Annotated in this window: 18 protein-coding genes; 8 read left to right on the top strand and 10 right to left on the bottom strand. The window is 46.1% G+C overall.

The window, feature by feature from the left end:
* Positions 1-77: 77 nt before the first annotated feature.
* From AC3B4V_RS13005 to AC3B4V_RS12995, 3 genes are all read right to left on the bottom strand, one after another.
* Positions 78-1613 (bottom strand): M4 family metallopeptidase, encoded by a 1536-nt coding sequence (locus AC3B4V_RS13005; protein ID WP_064300711.1) that lies wholly within the window; start codon positions 1611-1613, stop codon positions 78-80.
* A gap of 173 nt (positions 1614-1786) precedes the next feature.
* A complete protein-coding gene (locus tag AC3B4V_RS13000; RefSeq protein WP_488378711.1) occupies positions 1787-2206 on the bottom strand; it encodes a GyrI-like domain-containing protein in 420 nt (139 codons plus the stop codon).
* A gap of 25 nt (positions 2207-2231) precedes the next feature.
* Complete coding sequence (locus tag AC3B4V_RS12995; RefSeq protein ID WP_488378654.1) at positions 2232-3719, bottom strand: HD domain-containing phosphohydrolase; 1488 nt, start codon at positions 3717-3719, stop codon at positions 2232-2234.
* Positions 3720-3974: 255 nt separating this feature from the next.
* Here AC3B4V_RS12995 and AC3B4V_RS12990 point away from each other — a divergent pair, with 255 nt between their 5' ends.
* From AC3B4V_RS12990 to AC3B4V_RS12970, 5 genes are all read left to right on the top strand, one after another.
* Positions 3975-6365 (top strand): immune inhibitor A domain-containing protein, encoded by a 2391-nt coding sequence (locus AC3B4V_RS12990; protein ID WP_488378653.1) that lies wholly within the window; start codon positions 3975-3977, stop codon positions 6363-6365.
* A gap of 275 nt (positions 6366-6640) precedes the next feature.
* Positions 6641-6841: a cold-shock protein gene (locus tag AC3B4V_RS12985; RefSeq protein WP_023469752.1), complete on the top strand. Its 201-nt coding sequence runs from the start codon at positions 6641-6643 to the stop codon at positions 6839-6841.
* 119 nt (positions 6842-6960) lie between these two features.
* The gene (locus AC3B4V_RS12980) at positions 6961-7926 is read left to right on the top strand and encodes a ring-cleaving dioxygenase (RefSeq protein ID WP_064300708.1); all 966 of its coding nucleotides are present in this window, start codon (positions 6961-6963) and stop codon (positions 7924-7926) included.
* Between the two features lie 78 nt (positions 7927-8004).
* On the top strand, positions 8005-8304 hold the full coding sequence (locus AC3B4V_RS12975) for a DUF3817 domain-containing protein (RefSeq protein ID WP_023469750.1): 300 nt from the start codon (positions 8005-8007) through the stop codon (positions 8302-8304).
* Between the two features lie 104 nt (positions 8305-8408).
* On the top strand, positions 8409-9641 hold the full coding sequence (locus tag AC3B4V_RS12970; protein WP_023469749.1) for a DEAD/DEAH box helicase: 1233 nt from the start codon (positions 8409-8411) through the stop codon (positions 9639-9641).
* A 66-nt stretch (positions 9642-9707) separates the two neighbouring features.
* On the opposite strand, the gene AC3B4V_RS12965 is transcribed toward AC3B4V_RS12970, so the two are convergent.
* The 3 genes from AC3B4V_RS12965 to AC3B4V_RS12955 form a co-directional block, all read right to left on the bottom strand.
* Positions 9708-10121 (bottom strand): DUF2231 domain-containing protein, encoded by a 414-nt coding sequence (locus AC3B4V_RS12965; protein ID WP_050677186.1) that lies wholly within the window; start codon positions 10119-10121, stop codon positions 9708-9710.
* A 79-nt stretch (positions 10122-10200) separates the two neighbouring features.
* Positions 10201-11370 carry a sensor histidine kinase gene (locus AC3B4V_RS12960; protein ID WP_488378652.1) on the bottom strand — a complete coding sequence of 390 codons (1170 nt, stop codon included), beginning with the start codon at positions 11368-11370 and terminating at the stop codon, positions 10201-10203.
* Entirely contained in the window at positions 11363-12040 is a 678-nt protein-coding gene (locus tag AC3B4V_RS12955; RefSeq protein WP_064300706.1) for a response regulator transcription factor, read from the bottom strand. The genes AC3B4V_RS12960 and AC3B4V_RS12955 overlap by 8 nt, the downstream gene beginning before the upstream one ends.
* Before the next feature lie 101 nt (positions 12041-12141).
* On the opposite strand from AC3B4V_RS12955, the gene AC3B4V_RS12950 reads away from it, so the two are divergent.
* The 3 genes from AC3B4V_RS12950 to AC3B4V_RS12940 are packed head-to-tail and all read left to right on the top strand — an operon-like array spanning position 12142 to position 13918.
* Positions 12142-12450, top strand: a complete 309-nt coding sequence (locus AC3B4V_RS12950; protein WP_058704368.1) for a hypothetical protein — start codon at positions 12142-12144, stop codon at positions 12448-12450.
* A gap of 11 nt (positions 12451-12461) precedes the next feature.
* Positions 12462-13352, top strand: a complete 891-nt coding sequence (locus AC3B4V_RS12945) for an FAD:protein FMN transferase (protein WP_488378651.1) — start codon at positions 12462-12464, stop codon at positions 13350-13352.
* Positions 13340-13918: a ferric reductase-like transmembrane domain-containing protein gene (locus AC3B4V_RS12940; protein ID WP_064300704.1), complete on the top strand. Its 579-nt coding sequence runs from the start codon at positions 13340-13342 to the stop codon at positions 13916-13918. Before AC3B4V_RS12945 ends, AC3B4V_RS12940 begins: the two co-directional genes overlap by 13 nt.
* A gap of 9 nt (positions 13919-13927) precedes the next feature.
* On the opposite strand, the gene AC3B4V_RS12935 is transcribed toward AC3B4V_RS12940, so the two are convergent.
* From AC3B4V_RS12935 to AC3B4V_RS12920, 4 genes are all read right to left on the bottom strand, one after another.
* Complete coding sequence (locus tag AC3B4V_RS12935; protein WP_488378650.1) at positions 13928-14713, bottom strand: alpha/beta hydrolase family protein; 786 nt, start codon at positions 14711-14713, stop codon at positions 13928-13930.
* Between the two features lie 132 nt (positions 14714-14845).
* A complete protein-coding gene (locus AC3B4V_RS12930) occupies positions 14846-16402 on the bottom strand; it encodes an ABC-F family ATP-binding cassette domain-containing protein (protein ID WP_488378649.1) in 1557 nt (518 codons plus the stop codon).
* Positions 16403-16433: 31 nt separating this feature from the next.
* A complete protein-coding gene (locus AC3B4V_RS12925) occupies positions 16434-16607 on the bottom strand; it encodes a hypothetical protein (RefSeq protein ID WP_023469740.1) in 174 nt (57 codons plus the stop codon).
* Positions 16608-16693: 86 nt separating this feature from the next.
* A complete protein-coding gene (locus tag AC3B4V_RS12920; protein WP_058704372.1) occupies positions 16694-17137 on the bottom strand; it encodes a hypothetical protein in 444 nt (147 codons plus the stop codon).
* Between the last annotated feature and the right edge of the window lie 20 nt (positions 17138-17157).

The following is a 17157-nucleotide window of genomic DNA, read 5'->3' as shown; positions in this document are numbered from 1 at the left end:
TTCGTCTTTTTTGCGCAAAAACCTCCCGAGTCCGACACTCGGGAGGAAATATGAAAATCCTTTGGGAGGAGATTTTCTTAGTAGACGCCTACTGCATCAAATGATTTCGCTGCAGCTGTTGCTTCTGCACTTGTTGAACCGTAAAGGTCTTTCGCCGATTGAACGACTGCTGCACGGAGTGAGCTGAAGTTCGAGTTCGGAGTCAAGTACACGTTGAGAGCACGGTAGTAGATCGCACCGAGTTTCGGCACGCCGATTCCTGTGACAGATACGTTGTAGAACGTTCCACCGTTACCGAGGAGGTAAGCGGCTTTGTTGATGATACCAGAGTTGATGTGGACACCACCGTTATCTTGTGTACCTGTGTAACGTTTAGAGTAGTGATCTGGATCACCGTAAGCTGCTGGGTTCGACATCGAGCGGAGTGCGTCACCGCTGACTCCTGGTGTGTAGATGTCTTCTCCTACGAGCCAGTCGAAGTTCGATCCGACTGAGTATTCAGCAACCGTACCCATGATATCTGAAACGGCTTCGTTGATCGCACCAGATTCGTTTTGGTATACGAGACCAGCTGTGTATTCTGTGACAGCGTGCGTCAATTCGTGTGCAACGACGTCGAGTGCGCCAGAGAGGTATGTGAACGTTGAACCATCACCGTCACCGTATACCATCTTCGTGCCATCCCAGAATGCATTGTTGTAGCTCGTTGAATAGTGAACCGTTGAGTTCAGAGCAGCACCTGCATTGTCGTAACTGTTGCGACCATATGTGTTCTTGTAGAAGTCATATGTTTTAGCAGCGTTGACGTGCGCACTGACAGCTGCGCGGTCATATGTCGTATTGAATTGGTTATCGAGATCAGCCCAGAGTGATCCTGGGAGAGTGTTACGGTTTTTCGCGTCATATGTGTAGATTCCTTTACCGCGTGTTGAATCTTGAAGATAGTAATACGAACCACTTTTCACTGTGTTGAATGTCGCGCTTGTCCCAAGAACCGTTGTTCCCGTACCGACAGCGTTTGTACCTGTTACAGTGTTGACTGGCTTTGCATGTGCGAGTTGGTCATATTTATTAAGTACTTTACCTGAGTTCGCATCGATGAAGTAAGTCCAACGTGATGGCTCTTTGCCCGCGAGGACTGTCGATGTGACTTTGTATGCATAGACAGCATCATCTTTTACTGGATAGATGACGAGTTCTGCTTTTGGAGCGACTTCGAATTCAGAAGCCTTGATTGCTTTTTGATAAAGTTTGATGGCTTTCTTTTCAGAGAGCGTTGCTTTTTTCGCGAGACCTGGTTTTCCTTTGACGTTGATCGCATCGTTTACGACTGCTTTCAAAGTACCGTCTTTCGCGACGTTCCCGACGACGACACTACCAAAGACAGGGACGCCATCCACTTCTTGTTGGAGACGTACGATCTGTGAAGATCCGTCTTTTTCGACGTTCTGAACAGCAAAGTCACCTTTTTTGTTCACGAAATCTTTAACGATCGTTGCAGCTGGTTCTGACGAAGCTTTCGTGAGCTTACCAGACTGAAGACCTTCTGCACCTACTACCGTAGGAACGACAAGTACACTTGCGACAAGCGATGTAGCGAGAAACTTTTTCAAAATAAATCGCCTCCTTGTTTGGGTTGAGTCTAACTATGCCAAAGAATCAGAGAAGCGAGAATAAGTCATTCGAATTAAATAGAATTTTCTGAATATAGTCCGTAGTACCTGGACTGAATTATTAAGTGTAAAAGATATTAAGTCATAAAAAAAGAACCATTCAAGAGAATGGTTCAGCGGATGCGTTGGTAAAGATGATGGACGTCGTCTCGCGTCTCATCAATCTTAAAGTCATGCGGATCAAGTTCGATTCCTTGTTTTGAAGCGAAACGTTGGATTTTCTCGAACGATTTCCAAATTTCGATATCCGGTCCTTCGTGCTTCCAGAAGACATAACGCGCAGCAGGAATCCGGTGACCTTTCATACCTTTTGGAATTCCATCAAGTGATGCAACAGGATACCCGACACATTGCGAATATTTTGTTCCGTTTCGCTCAAGGGAGATGTCGAGCGGATAACTATCCGGCTTCGCAGGAATCTCATGCGAACGTCTTGAAAATTCACGCCAGAGTTCCGGCATCAGCGTATGCAGTTCATTTTCTTCACAAGTCAGTCCAAGTCCAACAAAATAAAATTCATGGCGTTCAACGATTTTGGATGCATCAGAAACTCCCTTCCTATGACACGTCCTCGACGGGCGAACGCTTCAAATCTAGAAATAGACGCGTAAAGGTAGCGTCCCATTGTGTACCCATGCCTTCTTCTAAGATAGATAAAGCTTTTTCCACGGGCATCCCCTTACGGTAGGGACGATCGGATGTCATTGCATCATAGGCATCAGCAATTGCCATGATCCGACCAAAGAGTGGGATGTCCTCTCCTATAAGACCTTCCGGATACCCCTTTCCGTCATAGCGTTCGTGATGGTACTTTACCCCAGGAAGAATCGGTTGTAACGTCTTTGGTAGCTGAACTTGCGATAGAATGTGCACACCGATGACTGGATGTTGCTGAATGATCTGAAATTCTTCGTCTGTGAGACGTCCTTCTTTCAATAACACATCGTCTCGAATCCCAATTTTTCCGATGTCATGTAACAGCGCGGATTTACGTAACAGTTCGATTTGTTCGTTCGGTAGATTGGCAGCGGTAGCGATTTCGACTGAATAGGCAGCGACACGAACGGAATGACCGGCTGTGTAAGGATCACGGGCATCTAGTGTCGCAGCAAACAAGGTAAACAAACTATCAAGTAACTGTTCGTTTTCCGCATCACGCTTTTTAATACCTTCCATCATCAAGTTAAAACCAGAAACGAGATGGGAGAACTCGTCTGAATATGGATTCGGTAATGAGACGAGTCGATTGCTTTCGACATCTTGAATCCCTTGTTGCAGGGTAGCGATTGGTTTACGGATGTTTTCATAGAGAAGAAGACTACAAAACGTCGCAACGGATAAGATGACGATTAAAATAAGTGTCGCCCAACTCCAGTAAGAGCGAAGGCTCTCATTTTCCGTTAACTGGACAGCTGAGGCGAGAACGAACAGCATGATCGGGAAAACACCGATGATGAGTATGCTGATGAGCATTTTTTGTCTTAGCGTGACAACTGTCGTTTTTTTTGGAAAATCAAATCCATGTTCAAAAGCATACTTCTCTAACGTCAGAAGCATGTGCTCCGTGACACGATAGGTTAGAAAAAACTCAATCAGCGCATGCAGAATGGCGACGAGGACCGCACCAAAACAAGCAAGACCAATCAAATAGTACGGCATCTGTAACCATCCTTGAGAGATCGCTAGTGCTGTCAGAAGTGAAGCGGGAACAGAAAGTCCTAAAAAATGAGGTCCCATGATGCGCTGGACAGTCAGTACCGGAAAACGATGTACCGTTTGATAAGCCTCCTGAAACGAGACGAGAGACGGAATATCGTTTTGGAAGAAACGACGTAAAGGGTGAATATGTCGCGAATAGACTGTGTATTCGAGTAAAAACATCAGACTGACAGATACGGCCATGAGCCCCATCAACATCAATTGTTCGGTTCTAGTGAAGGTGAGGGTCTCAAAAATAAACAGACATCCAACGCCGAAGACAGCGACGAATGAACCGATTAGATAGTTCCTTAGTAAGTGACGTTCAAAACGTTGTAAAGCGCTCATTGTATCCTCCCTTAAGTGAATTAGAGTGCTTTCAGCGTACCGTTTTCTAAAATAATAAGAACGTATTTTTTTGAAAAAGAGGTGAAAGAATCCTTTGAAAATCTTTTGAAAATAATCCCCAAAAATAGGTATGGTTACAAAGCACTAATTGTCTTAAAAGCAATTGATTAACGAAATAAAATAATCTATGATTTGAATATTCAGAAAAGTATAGTAATCAGATGCTTTTCACTACTACATAGGGGGTCAATTCACGTGGGAAAAAAGAAACAGCTTAGTCTAGCCGTTCTATCTGGAATTACGGCAGCTGCATTTGCTGTTGGTCCGGTCTTACCTGGTGGGCAGGTAACGTCCGTACAAGCAGCAGAAAAAGTAGCACCTGGTGCACCGATGGATTTGAACACGGTCGATCAGGATCGATTAGCAAAAGTGCTTGAAAAACGTGGGGTCATCTCAAAAGCAGCTTCAGCAGAAGCAAAACAAAAAGCCGTTCAAAAGTATCTGGACAAAAAGGCGAACGGAAAACCGGCCGTCGATCATGACCACGATCATGAATCAAGTAAAGAAGCCGCGTTTGATAAGAAAACAAAAGACTTCTTAACAAAACAAAAGGAACAACTTGCTAAACAATTAAAGAAAAAACACGACAACTACAAAAAAGGTAATCCGAATGGCTTCGTCAAAGTGGATAAAGCAAAACAGGCAGCCTATAACGGTGCGACACGGACGGACAAAGTCCTCGTCCTTCTCGTCGAGTACAGCGACTTCAAGCACAACAACGTCGTTCAAGAGCCTGGATATATGTATTCAGATGACTTCAACCAAAAACATTATCAAGATTTAATGTTTGGTGATCAAGAGTTCGAACTCTTCAACGGAGACAAAGTAAAAACGTTCAAACAGTTCTATGAAGAACAATCAGGTGGTAGTTACTCGGTAGATGGTACGGTGTCCAATTGGTTGACTGTTCCTGGAACAGCAAAAGATTATGGTTCGGATAATCCTGCAGGTGGAAATGATAACTTGCCTGGCGCAAAAGGACCACGTGGTCTCGTCAAGGATTCCTTGAATGCAGCTGTTAAAGCTGGCATTAACTTAGCAGATTACGATAAGTTCGACCAGTACGATATGGACGGCGATGGCGACTTGAATGAGCCAGATGGTCTCGTCGATCACTTGATGATCATTCATGCTGGTACAGGACAAGAAGCAGGCGGCGGTAAGCTCGGTGACGACGCGATCTGGTCACACCGCTGGACACTTGGTGGCGTCTATCCGGTTGCGGATACGACAGCAAGCGTCAATTACTGGGGCGGAAAAATGGCTGCTTATGATTATACGGTTCAACCAGAAGATGGTGCAGTCGGTGTCTTCGCGCACGAATTTGGTCATGATCTTGGACTTCCTGATGAGTACGATACACAGTACACAGGTCAAGGTGAACCAGTTGCGTCTTGGTCGATCATGAGTGGTGGTAGCTGGAATGGTAAAGTTGCTGGAACAGAACCAACAAGTTTCTCACCACAAAACAAAGAGTTCTTCCAAAACGTGATGGGTGGAAACTGGGCAAACATCCAACAGATTGATTTTGATTCACTCACGAAAGCAGGAACGGCATCGTATCTCGACCAGAGTGTCACGAAATCAAAAAATCCTGGTATCATCAAGGTCAACTTACCGAAAAAGCCAGTAAAAGGAATCACACCTGAATTTGGTAAAAAGTATTACTACAGCACGAAAGGTGACGATTTGCATACGTCGATGACTTCACCAGAATTTGATTTGACGAATGCAAAAGAAGCGAAGTTCGACTTCAAGGCTTACTATGATGTTGAATTCGATTACGATTACTTGACAGTCACAGCTACTGCTGACGGGCAATCGAAAGTCATCGATACAATCGGTGATCAAGATACAGACGGTGATCAGCGTGCTGAATCAACAAAAGGAGCATGGGTCGATAAATCATATGACCTGAGCGAATTTGCGGGTAAAAAAGTCACGTTGAAATTTGAATACGTGACAGATGGTGGACTTGCACTAGACGGATTTGCACTTGATAACGCGAAGTTGACAGTTGACGGTAAAGTCGTCTTTGAAGATGATGCAGAGGGCACTCCTAAGTTCACTCTAGATGGTTTCGTTGCTTCAGACGGTTTCTCTTATGCCGATAACGCGTACTACCTCGAATGGCGTAACTATGCAGGCTCGGATAAAGCACTCGAGCATGCACGAGGCGTTAAGTACAACACAGGTCTTGTCGTCTGGTATGGCGATTCAAGCTTCAACGATAACTGGGTTGGCGTACACCCAGGTGAAGGATTCCTCGGAGTCGTCGACTCACATCCTGAAGCAATCGTTGGAACACTCAACGGTAAGCCAGTTACGACAGGAAGCACACGTTACCAGATCGCAGATGCTGCTTTCAGTTATGATAAAGCACCTGCATGGCTCATCGATTCGCCATCACGTGGACTCTATGACTACAAAGGTCTCCCAGGTGTGACGAAGTTTGATGATTCGAAATCGTACATCAACCAGTTGATTCCGGACGCAGGGAAATTGCTTCCGAACAACGGGCTGAAGATTCAAGTCATCGGTGAAGCGAAAGACAACTCTGCTGGGGCAGTCTGGATCCACCGTTAAAAACAGAAGAACAGGTTCAGTTTCGGCTGAACCTGTTTTTTATTTTAGTTATGTAGAAGAAGTGGAATCAATTGGAAAAAACATTGGTCTGACAACTTGACTTTTAAAGCGCATCCATTCTATACTTACGTTAGCTTAATATTGTTATTGTCATTACGGATTCACATCGTGTCACGAACAATCTTTTCGTTGCTCCATGTATTTCGGGACAATAATGAATTCTTTTCATATGCCCAGCATATGTATTAAGTAATTTATTTTTGGAGGTTGTTCCCATGAACACAGGTAAAGTAAAATGGTTTAACGCAGAAAAAGGTTTCGGTTTCATCGAAGTTGAAGGCGGAGAAGACGTATTCGTACATTTCTCAGCAATCACTGGTGAAGGCTTCAAAACTCTTGACGAAGGTCAAGAAGTTGAGTTCGAAATCACTGAAGGCGCACGTGGAGCACAAGCTGCTAACGTCGTAAAACTTTAATTTCAACTATTCAATCGTCCCTTTTCGGAGGGGCGGTTTTTTATTAGACTAATATCTTGAATTCAAGATAAATATGAGATATACTCCAATTACCAAATCATTGACAAGGAGTGAGGAAGATGGAATTACTCGGAATTCATCATGTATCGATCTTAACAGGCATGGCGGAACGCAATTATCAATTCTACACACAAATACTTGGCATGCGTCTGATCAAAAAGACTGTCAATCAAGATGACACGACATCGTATCATTTGTTTTATGGAGATGCGGAAGGGAATCCAGGAACGGACTTGACGTTTTTTGATATTCCGCATCTTGGAACGGGTGTACCGGGGGCATCGAGTATCTCTTCGACATCGCTTCGTGTCAAAACAACGGCTGCACTTCATTTTTGGAAACGACGTTTTGAAGCGAAAGGTGTGGATCACGATGAAATCGTTGAGCGAGCAGGGCGCCAAACACTAGCCTTTCGTGATCAGGAAGGAACACGCTTGATTCTCGTCGCGGAAGATGGTGAGGCAGGTGTCGCAGGTGGTGTACCATGGCCGCAAGAAGAGATTCCATCGGAGCATGCCATTGTTGGACTGGGAGCTGTCACATTAACGGTCAACGATCCGACTTTGACGATTCGTGTTCTGACGGAAGTCATGGGATTCCGAAAAGTAGGTTCTTATCCATCTTTAGCAGGTGACTTTGAACCGATTGAAGTCTATGCAACTGGAGAAGGTGGTATCGGAGCAGAGGTTCATGTCGAGACACGGCCAGATCTCGATCGAGAACGTCTTGGTCGTGGTGGCGTGCATCACGTCGCGTTCCGAGTGCCGAACAGTGATGAATATGAAAAGTGGGTCGAACGCCTGAATGCCTATCACTTACCGAACTCCGGTAAAGTCGATCGTCACTATTTCCAAGCTCTTTACTTCCGGGAACCGAACCATATCTTATTCGAACTCTCGACGGATACACCGGGGTTCGCGACGGATGAGTCCGTTGAAACGTTAGGGGAGACGCTTGCTTTACCACCGTTTCTTGAACCAAAGCGAGCTGCCATCGAAGCGCGGTTACGTCCACTCGAAATCTGACAATCCTGTGACACAGGTCACAGAAGGATCGTCCATCCCGTATACTAAGAACAGGAATTAAGAAAAAGGAGTGACGGGATGTTAAGAACTACGCTTGGGCAATTCCGAATGATTGCGATACTAGAAGGAATCTCGTTTTTAGTCTTACTGTTGATTGCGATGCCGTTAAAGTATATGGCGGATATTCCGCAAGCTGTTTCGGTCGTGGGTGCACTTCACGGCGTCTTGTTCGTCATGTATGCACTCTGGCTCGCGGTCGTGAAATTCAAATACGATTGGTCAATCGTCAAGGCGGGGATTGCGTTCATCGCATCATTCATCCCGTTTGGTACATTCGTACTCGACTGGAAGCTAAAACAGGAAGCAACAAACGCGTAAATTGTGTATACTGAATAGAGCACGGCTGTGGATAACTGTTTTTGTCTATGCGAAGCAGGTTATCCACAGCTTTTTTCTGTGGATAATTTTTAGGAGGATATATCATGTCAACATTTGAAACATTACACATCAGCGACCTGTGGATAAAAAAATTACAAAAACAAGGCATCAAGGAGCCGACACCGATTCAAGAACAAGCGATTCCGTCATTGCTCGACGGACGCGACTTGATTGGACAGGCGCAAACGGGAACGGGGAAGACATTAGCGTTTCTCTTGCCAATCCTTGAGCAAATCGATGTCGAATCACAAACGGTACAAGCATTGATCGTCGCACCGACACGCGAACTTGCGCGTCAAATTGCCGATGAGACGCATAAACTGATTCGGAACACGGAACAGTACCGTGCACTTGCTGTATATGGCGGACAAGACGTCTTTAAACAAATTCAACGTCTCGGTCGGATGCCACAAATCATCATTGGGACACCAGGACGAATTCTTGACCACGTCGGTCGCGGTACACTTGATTTAAGTGAATTACGGACGCTTGTCTTGGATGAGGCGGACCAAATGCTGCAAATCGGTTTCTTGCCAGAAATTGAAGACATCATCGAAGCAGCACCGGTTGATCGTCAATTCGTCATGTTATCTGCAACGATGCCACCGAAAGTAGAGGAACTGGCGAAAACGTATTTGCGTAATCCAGTCGAAGTACAGGTGGAAGCGGAAAGCATCACTGTTGAAGCGATCGAACAGTTCGTCGTCGAGACGACGGATCGCCGCAAGCAAGCGACACTGCGGACGATGCTTGATGAGATGCGTCCGTACGCAGCAATCATTTTCTGCCGTACACAACGTCGCGTTAGTAAATTGAACGAAGAAATGCAGATGCAAGGGTATCCGACGGATGAATTGCATGGTGGACTAACGCAAGGGAAACGGGAAAAAGCGATGGCGAAGTTCTATCAAGGAAAAACACAATTCCTGATCGCAACAGATGTTGCTTCGCGTGGACTCGATGTGACAGGTGTGACACACGTCTTCAACTATGATTTACCGGACGATGCGGAAAGCTACGTTCACCGAATCGGTCGGACGGGACGTGCCGGGAACGACGGTATTGCTGTTTCCATCGTGACACCAAAAGATGGTCGGACGTTCCGTGATATGGAGCGGGAATTGAACATCTCGGTCACGCCAATCGTCGTCGAATTATCTGAAGAAGCGATTCGCGCACAGCACGACCAAAGCAAAGGATCACGGAAGACGACAGAAGGACGCGGAAACACGCGTCGTTCGAATAACCGTCGCCCGGGACGTGCACATCGTAAATAAACAGAAACAAGATAAAAGAGCCGGTCTACTTCTCTCATAAAAAGAGAAAATAGACCGGCTCTTGTATCATTTGGCGTAGACCATCTGACCACCGAGATGACCGGTATAAGCAAGCAACCCGCTACCGACGATCGCAACAACGAAACTAAGTAACAAAAACATTTTTTTGTTTGAGCGGTAACCCAATAACAGAAATAACAGCGAGACACCAAAGGCAACAAGACTGAACAACGCGAAATGTTCATGATTTTCGATAGCAGCATGAGTAACACTGCTTAAGTTCGCTTCCGCATACTCTTCTGCTCCGTCTCCAGACAAATAGGCAGCGACTCCGGAAATCAGACCGACGACTAACGTAAAAAGGGCAAACAGTTTGAATTGCGTCCATTTCAGACTGACGAGTAATAAGATCGTCGCAAATAATAAAAGTGCAATCGGTGCATGAACAAGAAGTGGATGAAGCGGTACGTTCCCTAACATATCAAAGACCTCCTTGGATAAGTATGGTAAAGCATAATTTCACTTTACCCTGCTTATCTGACAGTTAACTGACACCGTTTTAAAGAGTTGGGAAATGAATGATGAACCGTGTGCCTTCACCTAATGTGGAATCAATGGAAATCGTTCCACCATGTTGCTCCACAATGGATTGAGCAATCGATAGCCCAAGACCGGTTCCTGTTCCGTGACGCGAATGGTCACCCCGGTAAAAACGCTCGAATATTTTAGTTTGTTGATCGGAAGCGATACCGATTCCACGGTCCTGTATCGTCAACTGGCGTTCTGTAGCAGTTTCTTCGAGGGAGACATTAATGGCTTCATCGCTGTAGACAAGAGCATTTTCAAGAAAGACCGTCAATAAGCGATTCAATTGATGGGCGTCTCCTTTCATGCGTAAGTCAGAAGCAATCGAAGCGTGAATGACGCGATCCGAGTAGGCATGCTGAAAACGTTCGACGGTCTTTTGAACGAGTGAACTAAGGTCAACTTCCTGTTTCGGTGAAGGTTGTCCTTCTCGCGCAAGCAATAGTAAATCAGAGACTAAATACTGCATCCCTGCCGTTTCTGCTTTGATATCCTCTAGAATCGTGCGTCCTTCATTCGAAAGTGATTCCGCTTCTAGCAATTCAATCCCGCTATAGACGATTGTCAGAGGTGTCCGTAGTTCATGTGAAGCATCGGATGTAAAACGACGTTGGCGATCAAATGCTTGTTGCACCGGAATGACGGCTCGACCAGCAAGGATGTATCCGACTAGCGTCAGAACGATCGTTGCGAGAACGGCAATCCCCGCAAGAACGGCAATCAATCGCTGCAAGGTATCTTCGGTCGGAGAGATGTCCTTCATTAGCAGTAGTCGTCCTTCTTCGGTACTTCGTTGATACAGCAAGAAATGTCGATCATCCCACTCCACTTGTTTCGTCGTATCATTCGAGCTTAAAAAACGGCGCAGTGTTTTCATCTCGACGCCAGGCGGCAAACTTGCATAGCGTTCGTTTCCTGAACCGTCGAGTAACTGGAAGTAGATCGGATTTCGGAAGAATTGATCTTCCCCGTGTTCGATCCGTTCGAAGATATCTCGATCAGATACGCCCTTCAATTGATTCAATTCCATTCGATTCAGCAATTGAGCGTTCGTGACATACACACCAATCAGGATGAGGACTAGTACAAGAAAGAACGAACCACTGAATAACAAGGTCAGTCGTTTTCGAATCGATTCAAGCATGCGGATCACCTAAACGATAACCGAACCCGCGAACTGTCCGGATCAAATTAGGAGCACCGACCGCATCTAATTTTTTCCGAACGAGTCGGACGAGCGCATCGAGCGCGTTATCCGTAATATCCGCACCGATCCCCCACACGACTTCGATGATTAATTCACGACTCATGACCTGTTCAGGTCGTCTTAACAGTAAGGAAAGGAATTCAAATTCACGTCGTGTTAAATCAATCGGGTGATGTTCATAGGAAATTGTTTGTGACGATAGATCGAGTACTAGTCCGTTGAAGGAGACCGTCGACACGAATGCCTTTTGTTGACGACGACTGAGCGCGCGCAGTCGTGCCAGTAATTCATTCGATTGAAACGGTTTAACGAGATAGTCATCGGCTCCACTATCGAGACCATGAACGAGATCGATTTCCGTATCACGAGCAGTCAGCATCAAGATGCCGCCTTCGAACTGTTCTTGGCGTAAGGTAGCGGCGACTTCGATTCCGCTCTTACGAGGCATCATCCAATCGAGAACGAGTAAGTCATAGCGATACGTCTGACATTGGAGGAGCGCTTCCACTCCATCCTGCGCAACATCTACCTGATATCCTGCCCGCTCCAAATGGAGGCGTAACATCTTCGCAAGACGCTGATCATCTTCTGCTACCAAAACGCGCATGCACATCGCTCCTCTTTTTTTCTCATTATCCCATAGTTGCCGTCAGTTAGTTGTCAGTTTTTTTCGATACAGTAAACGTAACAAGAAGGGAGAGGAAACAGATGAAACCCAAACCATTTGCGAAATGGCTTGTCGGGCTTAGTAGTTCCGTCTTCATCGGACTCGCCATTGGTCAGTTGAGTGTCAGTTCGAACGATTCCTCGACGACACCTGTTTCGACAGGCGATACGTATTCGAACGATACGACATTACCATCTCAAGGGAATCAATATAGCGATGATGAAGGCGAATACGAAGGGGATGATGGATATTACGAAGAAGACGATGACGATCAATGGCAAGGTGATGAATCATCTGGCTTCAGTCAACCGGGTGGATCGAGTGACGGTCAGTCCAGTCATTCGAGGTAAGGAGGAGGAAGATGGAGCGACAATTGTATGCGATGCATAATCAGGTACGGTTTGTGACGGATCGACCGATCGATGAGGCAGAGTGGGAGGAACTTGCCCGATTTTTTCATTATGTGGATCGGCAGTGGTCACGCTTTGATGAGCAAAGTGAAGTCAGTCGATTGAATCGTTTACGGATCGGCGACACGTTATCGGTGTCCTTACCATTAGCACGTTTGTTAGCACGTGCCACACGATACTTCGAGCAGACCGAACGTTATTTTTCCCCATTCCTGCTGGCACAACAACAAGCCAATGGCTATCGGCAATCATTTCCCTTCACACAAGCTTTCGCTTATGAAGAGGTTGCTCCACCAGAAATCGCTCCATTCATCATTGAAGGATGTGACGTGACGCGAGTCGGAGGCGGTTTTATCGACCTAGGTGGCATCGGAAAAGGAGCTGCCGCGATGATTGCAGCGCAACGACTACGAAAAAGCTGGAATCGTGGATTGATTGAAGCGGGAGGCGACGTCATCGTCTGGTCCGATGAGGAACCATGGAATATCACGATCACGCATCCCGAGACCGAACAACGCGTCGCTGATGTGCAGTTGCGACAAGGCGCGGTCGCGACATCGAACCGTGTCTATCGATCGTGGAAGACGGACGGACAGACGCATCATCATTTGTTGGATGGACGAACAGGACGTCCGACGAAAAGTCCGATTCTTCAAGTAACCGCATCTGCGCCACAACTCTATGAAGCGGAAGTCATGACGAAACTTGCCTTTCAGATGACAGAGACAGAACGTCAAGAAAAGCTGTTTCGTTGGTTTCCAAAAGGACGATTATTGATTTTGGATACTGCTGGGGAATGGCGAAGTGAACAGAAAGGAGTGAGTGAGACATGGACTGGATGAAATGGTTGTTCTCAACATGGACGATGATCCGGTTGAGTGGATTAAGTGGGCACTTCTTCATGACGATTTCTGTCTTAGCGGGATTGCTCGGTTCCTACCCGGCATTCAAAAAACAAAAAGCACGACTGCATCACGTGCATTTATATAGTGGCTGGGCAGGTTTGCTCGCAATCGTCCTTCATGCGACGCTCATCATCGTCGATTCATACGCACCACTGACGATCTTTGAAGTCCTGATTCCAGGCCAAGCTTCTTATGAACCACTCTGGAATGCGCTAGGAACGATTAGTCTCTACTTATTCGGATTCGTTCTCGTGACATCAGATTTCTTAAAGGAGACGCTAGGCAAGACGCTTTGGAAATTGACGCACTGGCTTGTCTTACCTGCTTGGCTATTAATGACGGCACATGGTCTTTTCATCGGTACGGATACCGGAACCCTGTTCACGACGATTTGGTACGCTATCTCAACACTGACGATGTTTACGCTCGTCCTATACCGGATGCGAATTCGTCCTGTGCAACGGACTCGAACTTCAGCAAAAGAGCGCTCAGTCGTACGCTGAGCGCTCTTTTTATTGTCGGGCGAGCCAAGACGTCCATTCGTTAAAGGCAGCGTCCCGATTCTCGATATAGTTGTGATCACTATCGACAATCGCTTCCTCGAACGGACTGCCGGATAGCAATAAGTCATGATGGAGTGCTTTGATCGATGTTTCGTCCCGTTCTGACGTCATAAGCAACATCGAGCGATCGGCTAGACGTTCTTTTAGCGTCAGTAAGTTCCAAGTCGTATGATGGTGCTTCAACTCATCGAGTAACGCGTCAGCAACGGCACCATTCAGGAAACCAGCTCCTCGTTTGAGTACACCGTGTAGCGCAGCTTCGTATTCCGGATGTTCGAGGACGAGCTGACCGACGAGACCAAAATTAAACGGAGAGATTCCGACATAATGTGCAGCCGCTGGTGTCTCAGCAAAAGCATGCAGACCGGCGAAGCCACCCATGCTATGACCAACGACGGTAATCTGATCCGCCTTGATGCCATGTTCGGCAGTGAAAGGCTCTGAGCAGACATGCTGTAGTGTCGCGGTCGCGTCTTCCAAAACATGTTGGAATCGAAAGGTTCCAGGACTGCCGATCGTTCCACGATACGACGTGACGAGTACATGGTACCCTGCACTTTGAAGTTGAACTGCCCAGTCCATGTTCAACTGTTTCCCGGGAAATCCGTGGAAGAGGACAATCAGTGGAGCATCCGCTGTATGTTCAGGTGAATAGAGACGGGCAATCAATTGTTCTGAACCACCGCTTGGAACATGGAGATAGGATAGTGTTGCCTTTTTCGTGATCGTTTCCAAAAAAACACGCTCCTTCATAATCATTTTCTAAGTCTTAGTGTGCGTGAAGATGCACGATCATGCAATGATTAAGTGTGTGAACTAAAAAGATGGGATACCCTTCTGGGCATCCCATCTTTTGTATGGCGTGGCTTAGAATACTTTTGTCGTCCATGATTCACAGTTCCATAAGTCTGTCGCAACAGCTTCATAGAATTCTGGTTCGTGTGAGATCAACAGGACTGTTCCTTTGTACTCTTGTAACGCACGTTTTAATTCTTCTTTGGCTTCGACGTCCAAGTGGTTCGTCGGCTCATCGAGTACGAGGATGTTCGATTCCGTATTCATCAATTTACAAAGACGGACTTTCGCTTTTTCCCCACCGCTGAGCACTTCGATTTTCGATTCGATGTGTTTCGTCATCAAACCACACTTCGCGAGCATAGCACGGACTTGTTGTTGTGTCAGAGACGGGAACGTATTCCAAATCTCTTCGATACACGTATTCGAGTTCTTCTCTTTAACTTCTTGTTCGAAGTACCCGATATGCAAGTTCTCGCCTCGCTCAACGACACCCGAGACAGCTGGAATTTCACCGAGCAAACTCTTGAGTAACGTCGATTTCCCGATTCCGTTCGCACCGTGCAACGCAATCTTCTGCCCACGTTCGATCGTCAGATCAAGAGGGCGAGAAAGTGGCTCATCGTATCCGATGACGAGACCTTTTGCTTCGAACATCAATTTACTTGGTGTCCGTGCTTGGAGGAAGTGGAACTCTGGTTTTGGACGCTCTTGCGCAAGTTCGATGACATCCATCTTATCGAGCTTCTTCTGACGCGACATCGCCATGTTCCGTGTCGAGACACGTGCCTTGTTCCGGGCAACGAAGTCCTTCAACTCAGAGATTTCCTGCTGTTGACGCTTGAACGCGGACTCGAGTTGCTTTTTCTTCGCTTCATGGATCGTAACGAAGTTGTCGTAATCACCGACATAACGATTCAATTCTTGATTTTCCATATGATAAATCAAGTTGATGACGCTATTGAGGAATGGAATATCGTGCGAAATCAAGATGAACGCATTCTCATATTCATTCAAGTAGCGTTTCAACCATTCGATATGCTGGACATCGAGATAGTTGGTCGGCTCATCAAGTAAGAGAATGTCCGGTTTTTCAAGAAGGAGTTTGGCGAGCAGGATTTTCGTCCGCTGTCCACCACTGAGCTCTTGTACATCCCGGTCGAGTCCGATCTCATCGAGCCCAAGACCGCGCGCGATTTCTTCGACTTTTGCATCGATCGTATAGAAGTCGTTATTCGTCAGAATGTCCTGCAAGACGCCGACTTCTTCGAGCATCTTTTCCAGTTCTTCTGGCTCGACTTCGCCCATTTTACCGTACAAATCATTAATTTCCTGTTCGATGTCGAACATGTACTGGAATGCACCTTTAAGTGCATCGCGGATGGTTAATCCTTTTTCAAGGACAGCGTGCTGATCCAAATAACCAACGCGTACATGCTTCGCCCATTCGACTTTTCCTTCATCCGGCTCAAATTGCGACGTAATGATGTTCATGAACGTCGATTTTCCTTCACCGTTCGCACCGACGAGACCGATGTGCTCGCCTTTTAACAGGCGGAAGGAGACATTTTCGAAAATGGCGCGGTCACCGAATCCGTGACTTAAGTTAGATACCGTTAAAATACTCATAATTACTCCTTATTTCATGAATTCCTGTGACTTAGACGCCTGTCCGTTTTTTCTGGTTGTTGGCTTTTTTCGTCTGTTGGCTCGTCAATTGTTTCGTTTGTGTTCCTTGTAAGCCAGTCGGACGTTTTGTTTGCGCTTGTTTTTTTGCTTTCAAGCGTTCGATCATTGCCTCTTGCAATGATAGTTTTTTTGGTTGTTCACTCATGTTCGTTCACCTCGATTGATTCGTTCTTACTTTCTAGTATGCCAAAAAAAACGTCTCTTGGAAATGAAGAGACCTGATTTTACATCTCAAAGTGTATCAGCAAGATAGACGACGTAACAATTTCGGTCGATATCGATTTCACAGCTGTCACGCTCAAACACACCGTGTCCTTCGACTTCGATCTTGTCCTTGATCAAAAAACGCATCGCTTGGACGTGATTCGGAACCGTTGATGTCTTTAAGAGCGGTTGCGCGCTGTCAGATAAATACTGTCTGAACTCGATATGAATTTGATGCGGTGGATAAACGCGTTCTTCTGTCGCACGTGGTGATGCTTTAATGTGGTCGACGATCAATTGATCATATTCACCTGCCATCTCATTGGAACGAAGCTCGTATTGATGTCCTTCGATGATATGAAATTCGCAGAGTTGGTGGGCAATGATTTCTTCTGGTTCGATCGCATAACGATCATATTGATAGATCGGATGGAATTCACCATTTTCTTCAACGTAGTAGGCAAGTGACATGCGTAAATCCTCCTTTTCGT

Source organism: Exiguobacterium sp. E17S, from assembly GCF_057772545.1.
This window is presented reverse-complemented; position numbering and strand designations above follow the sequence as displayed.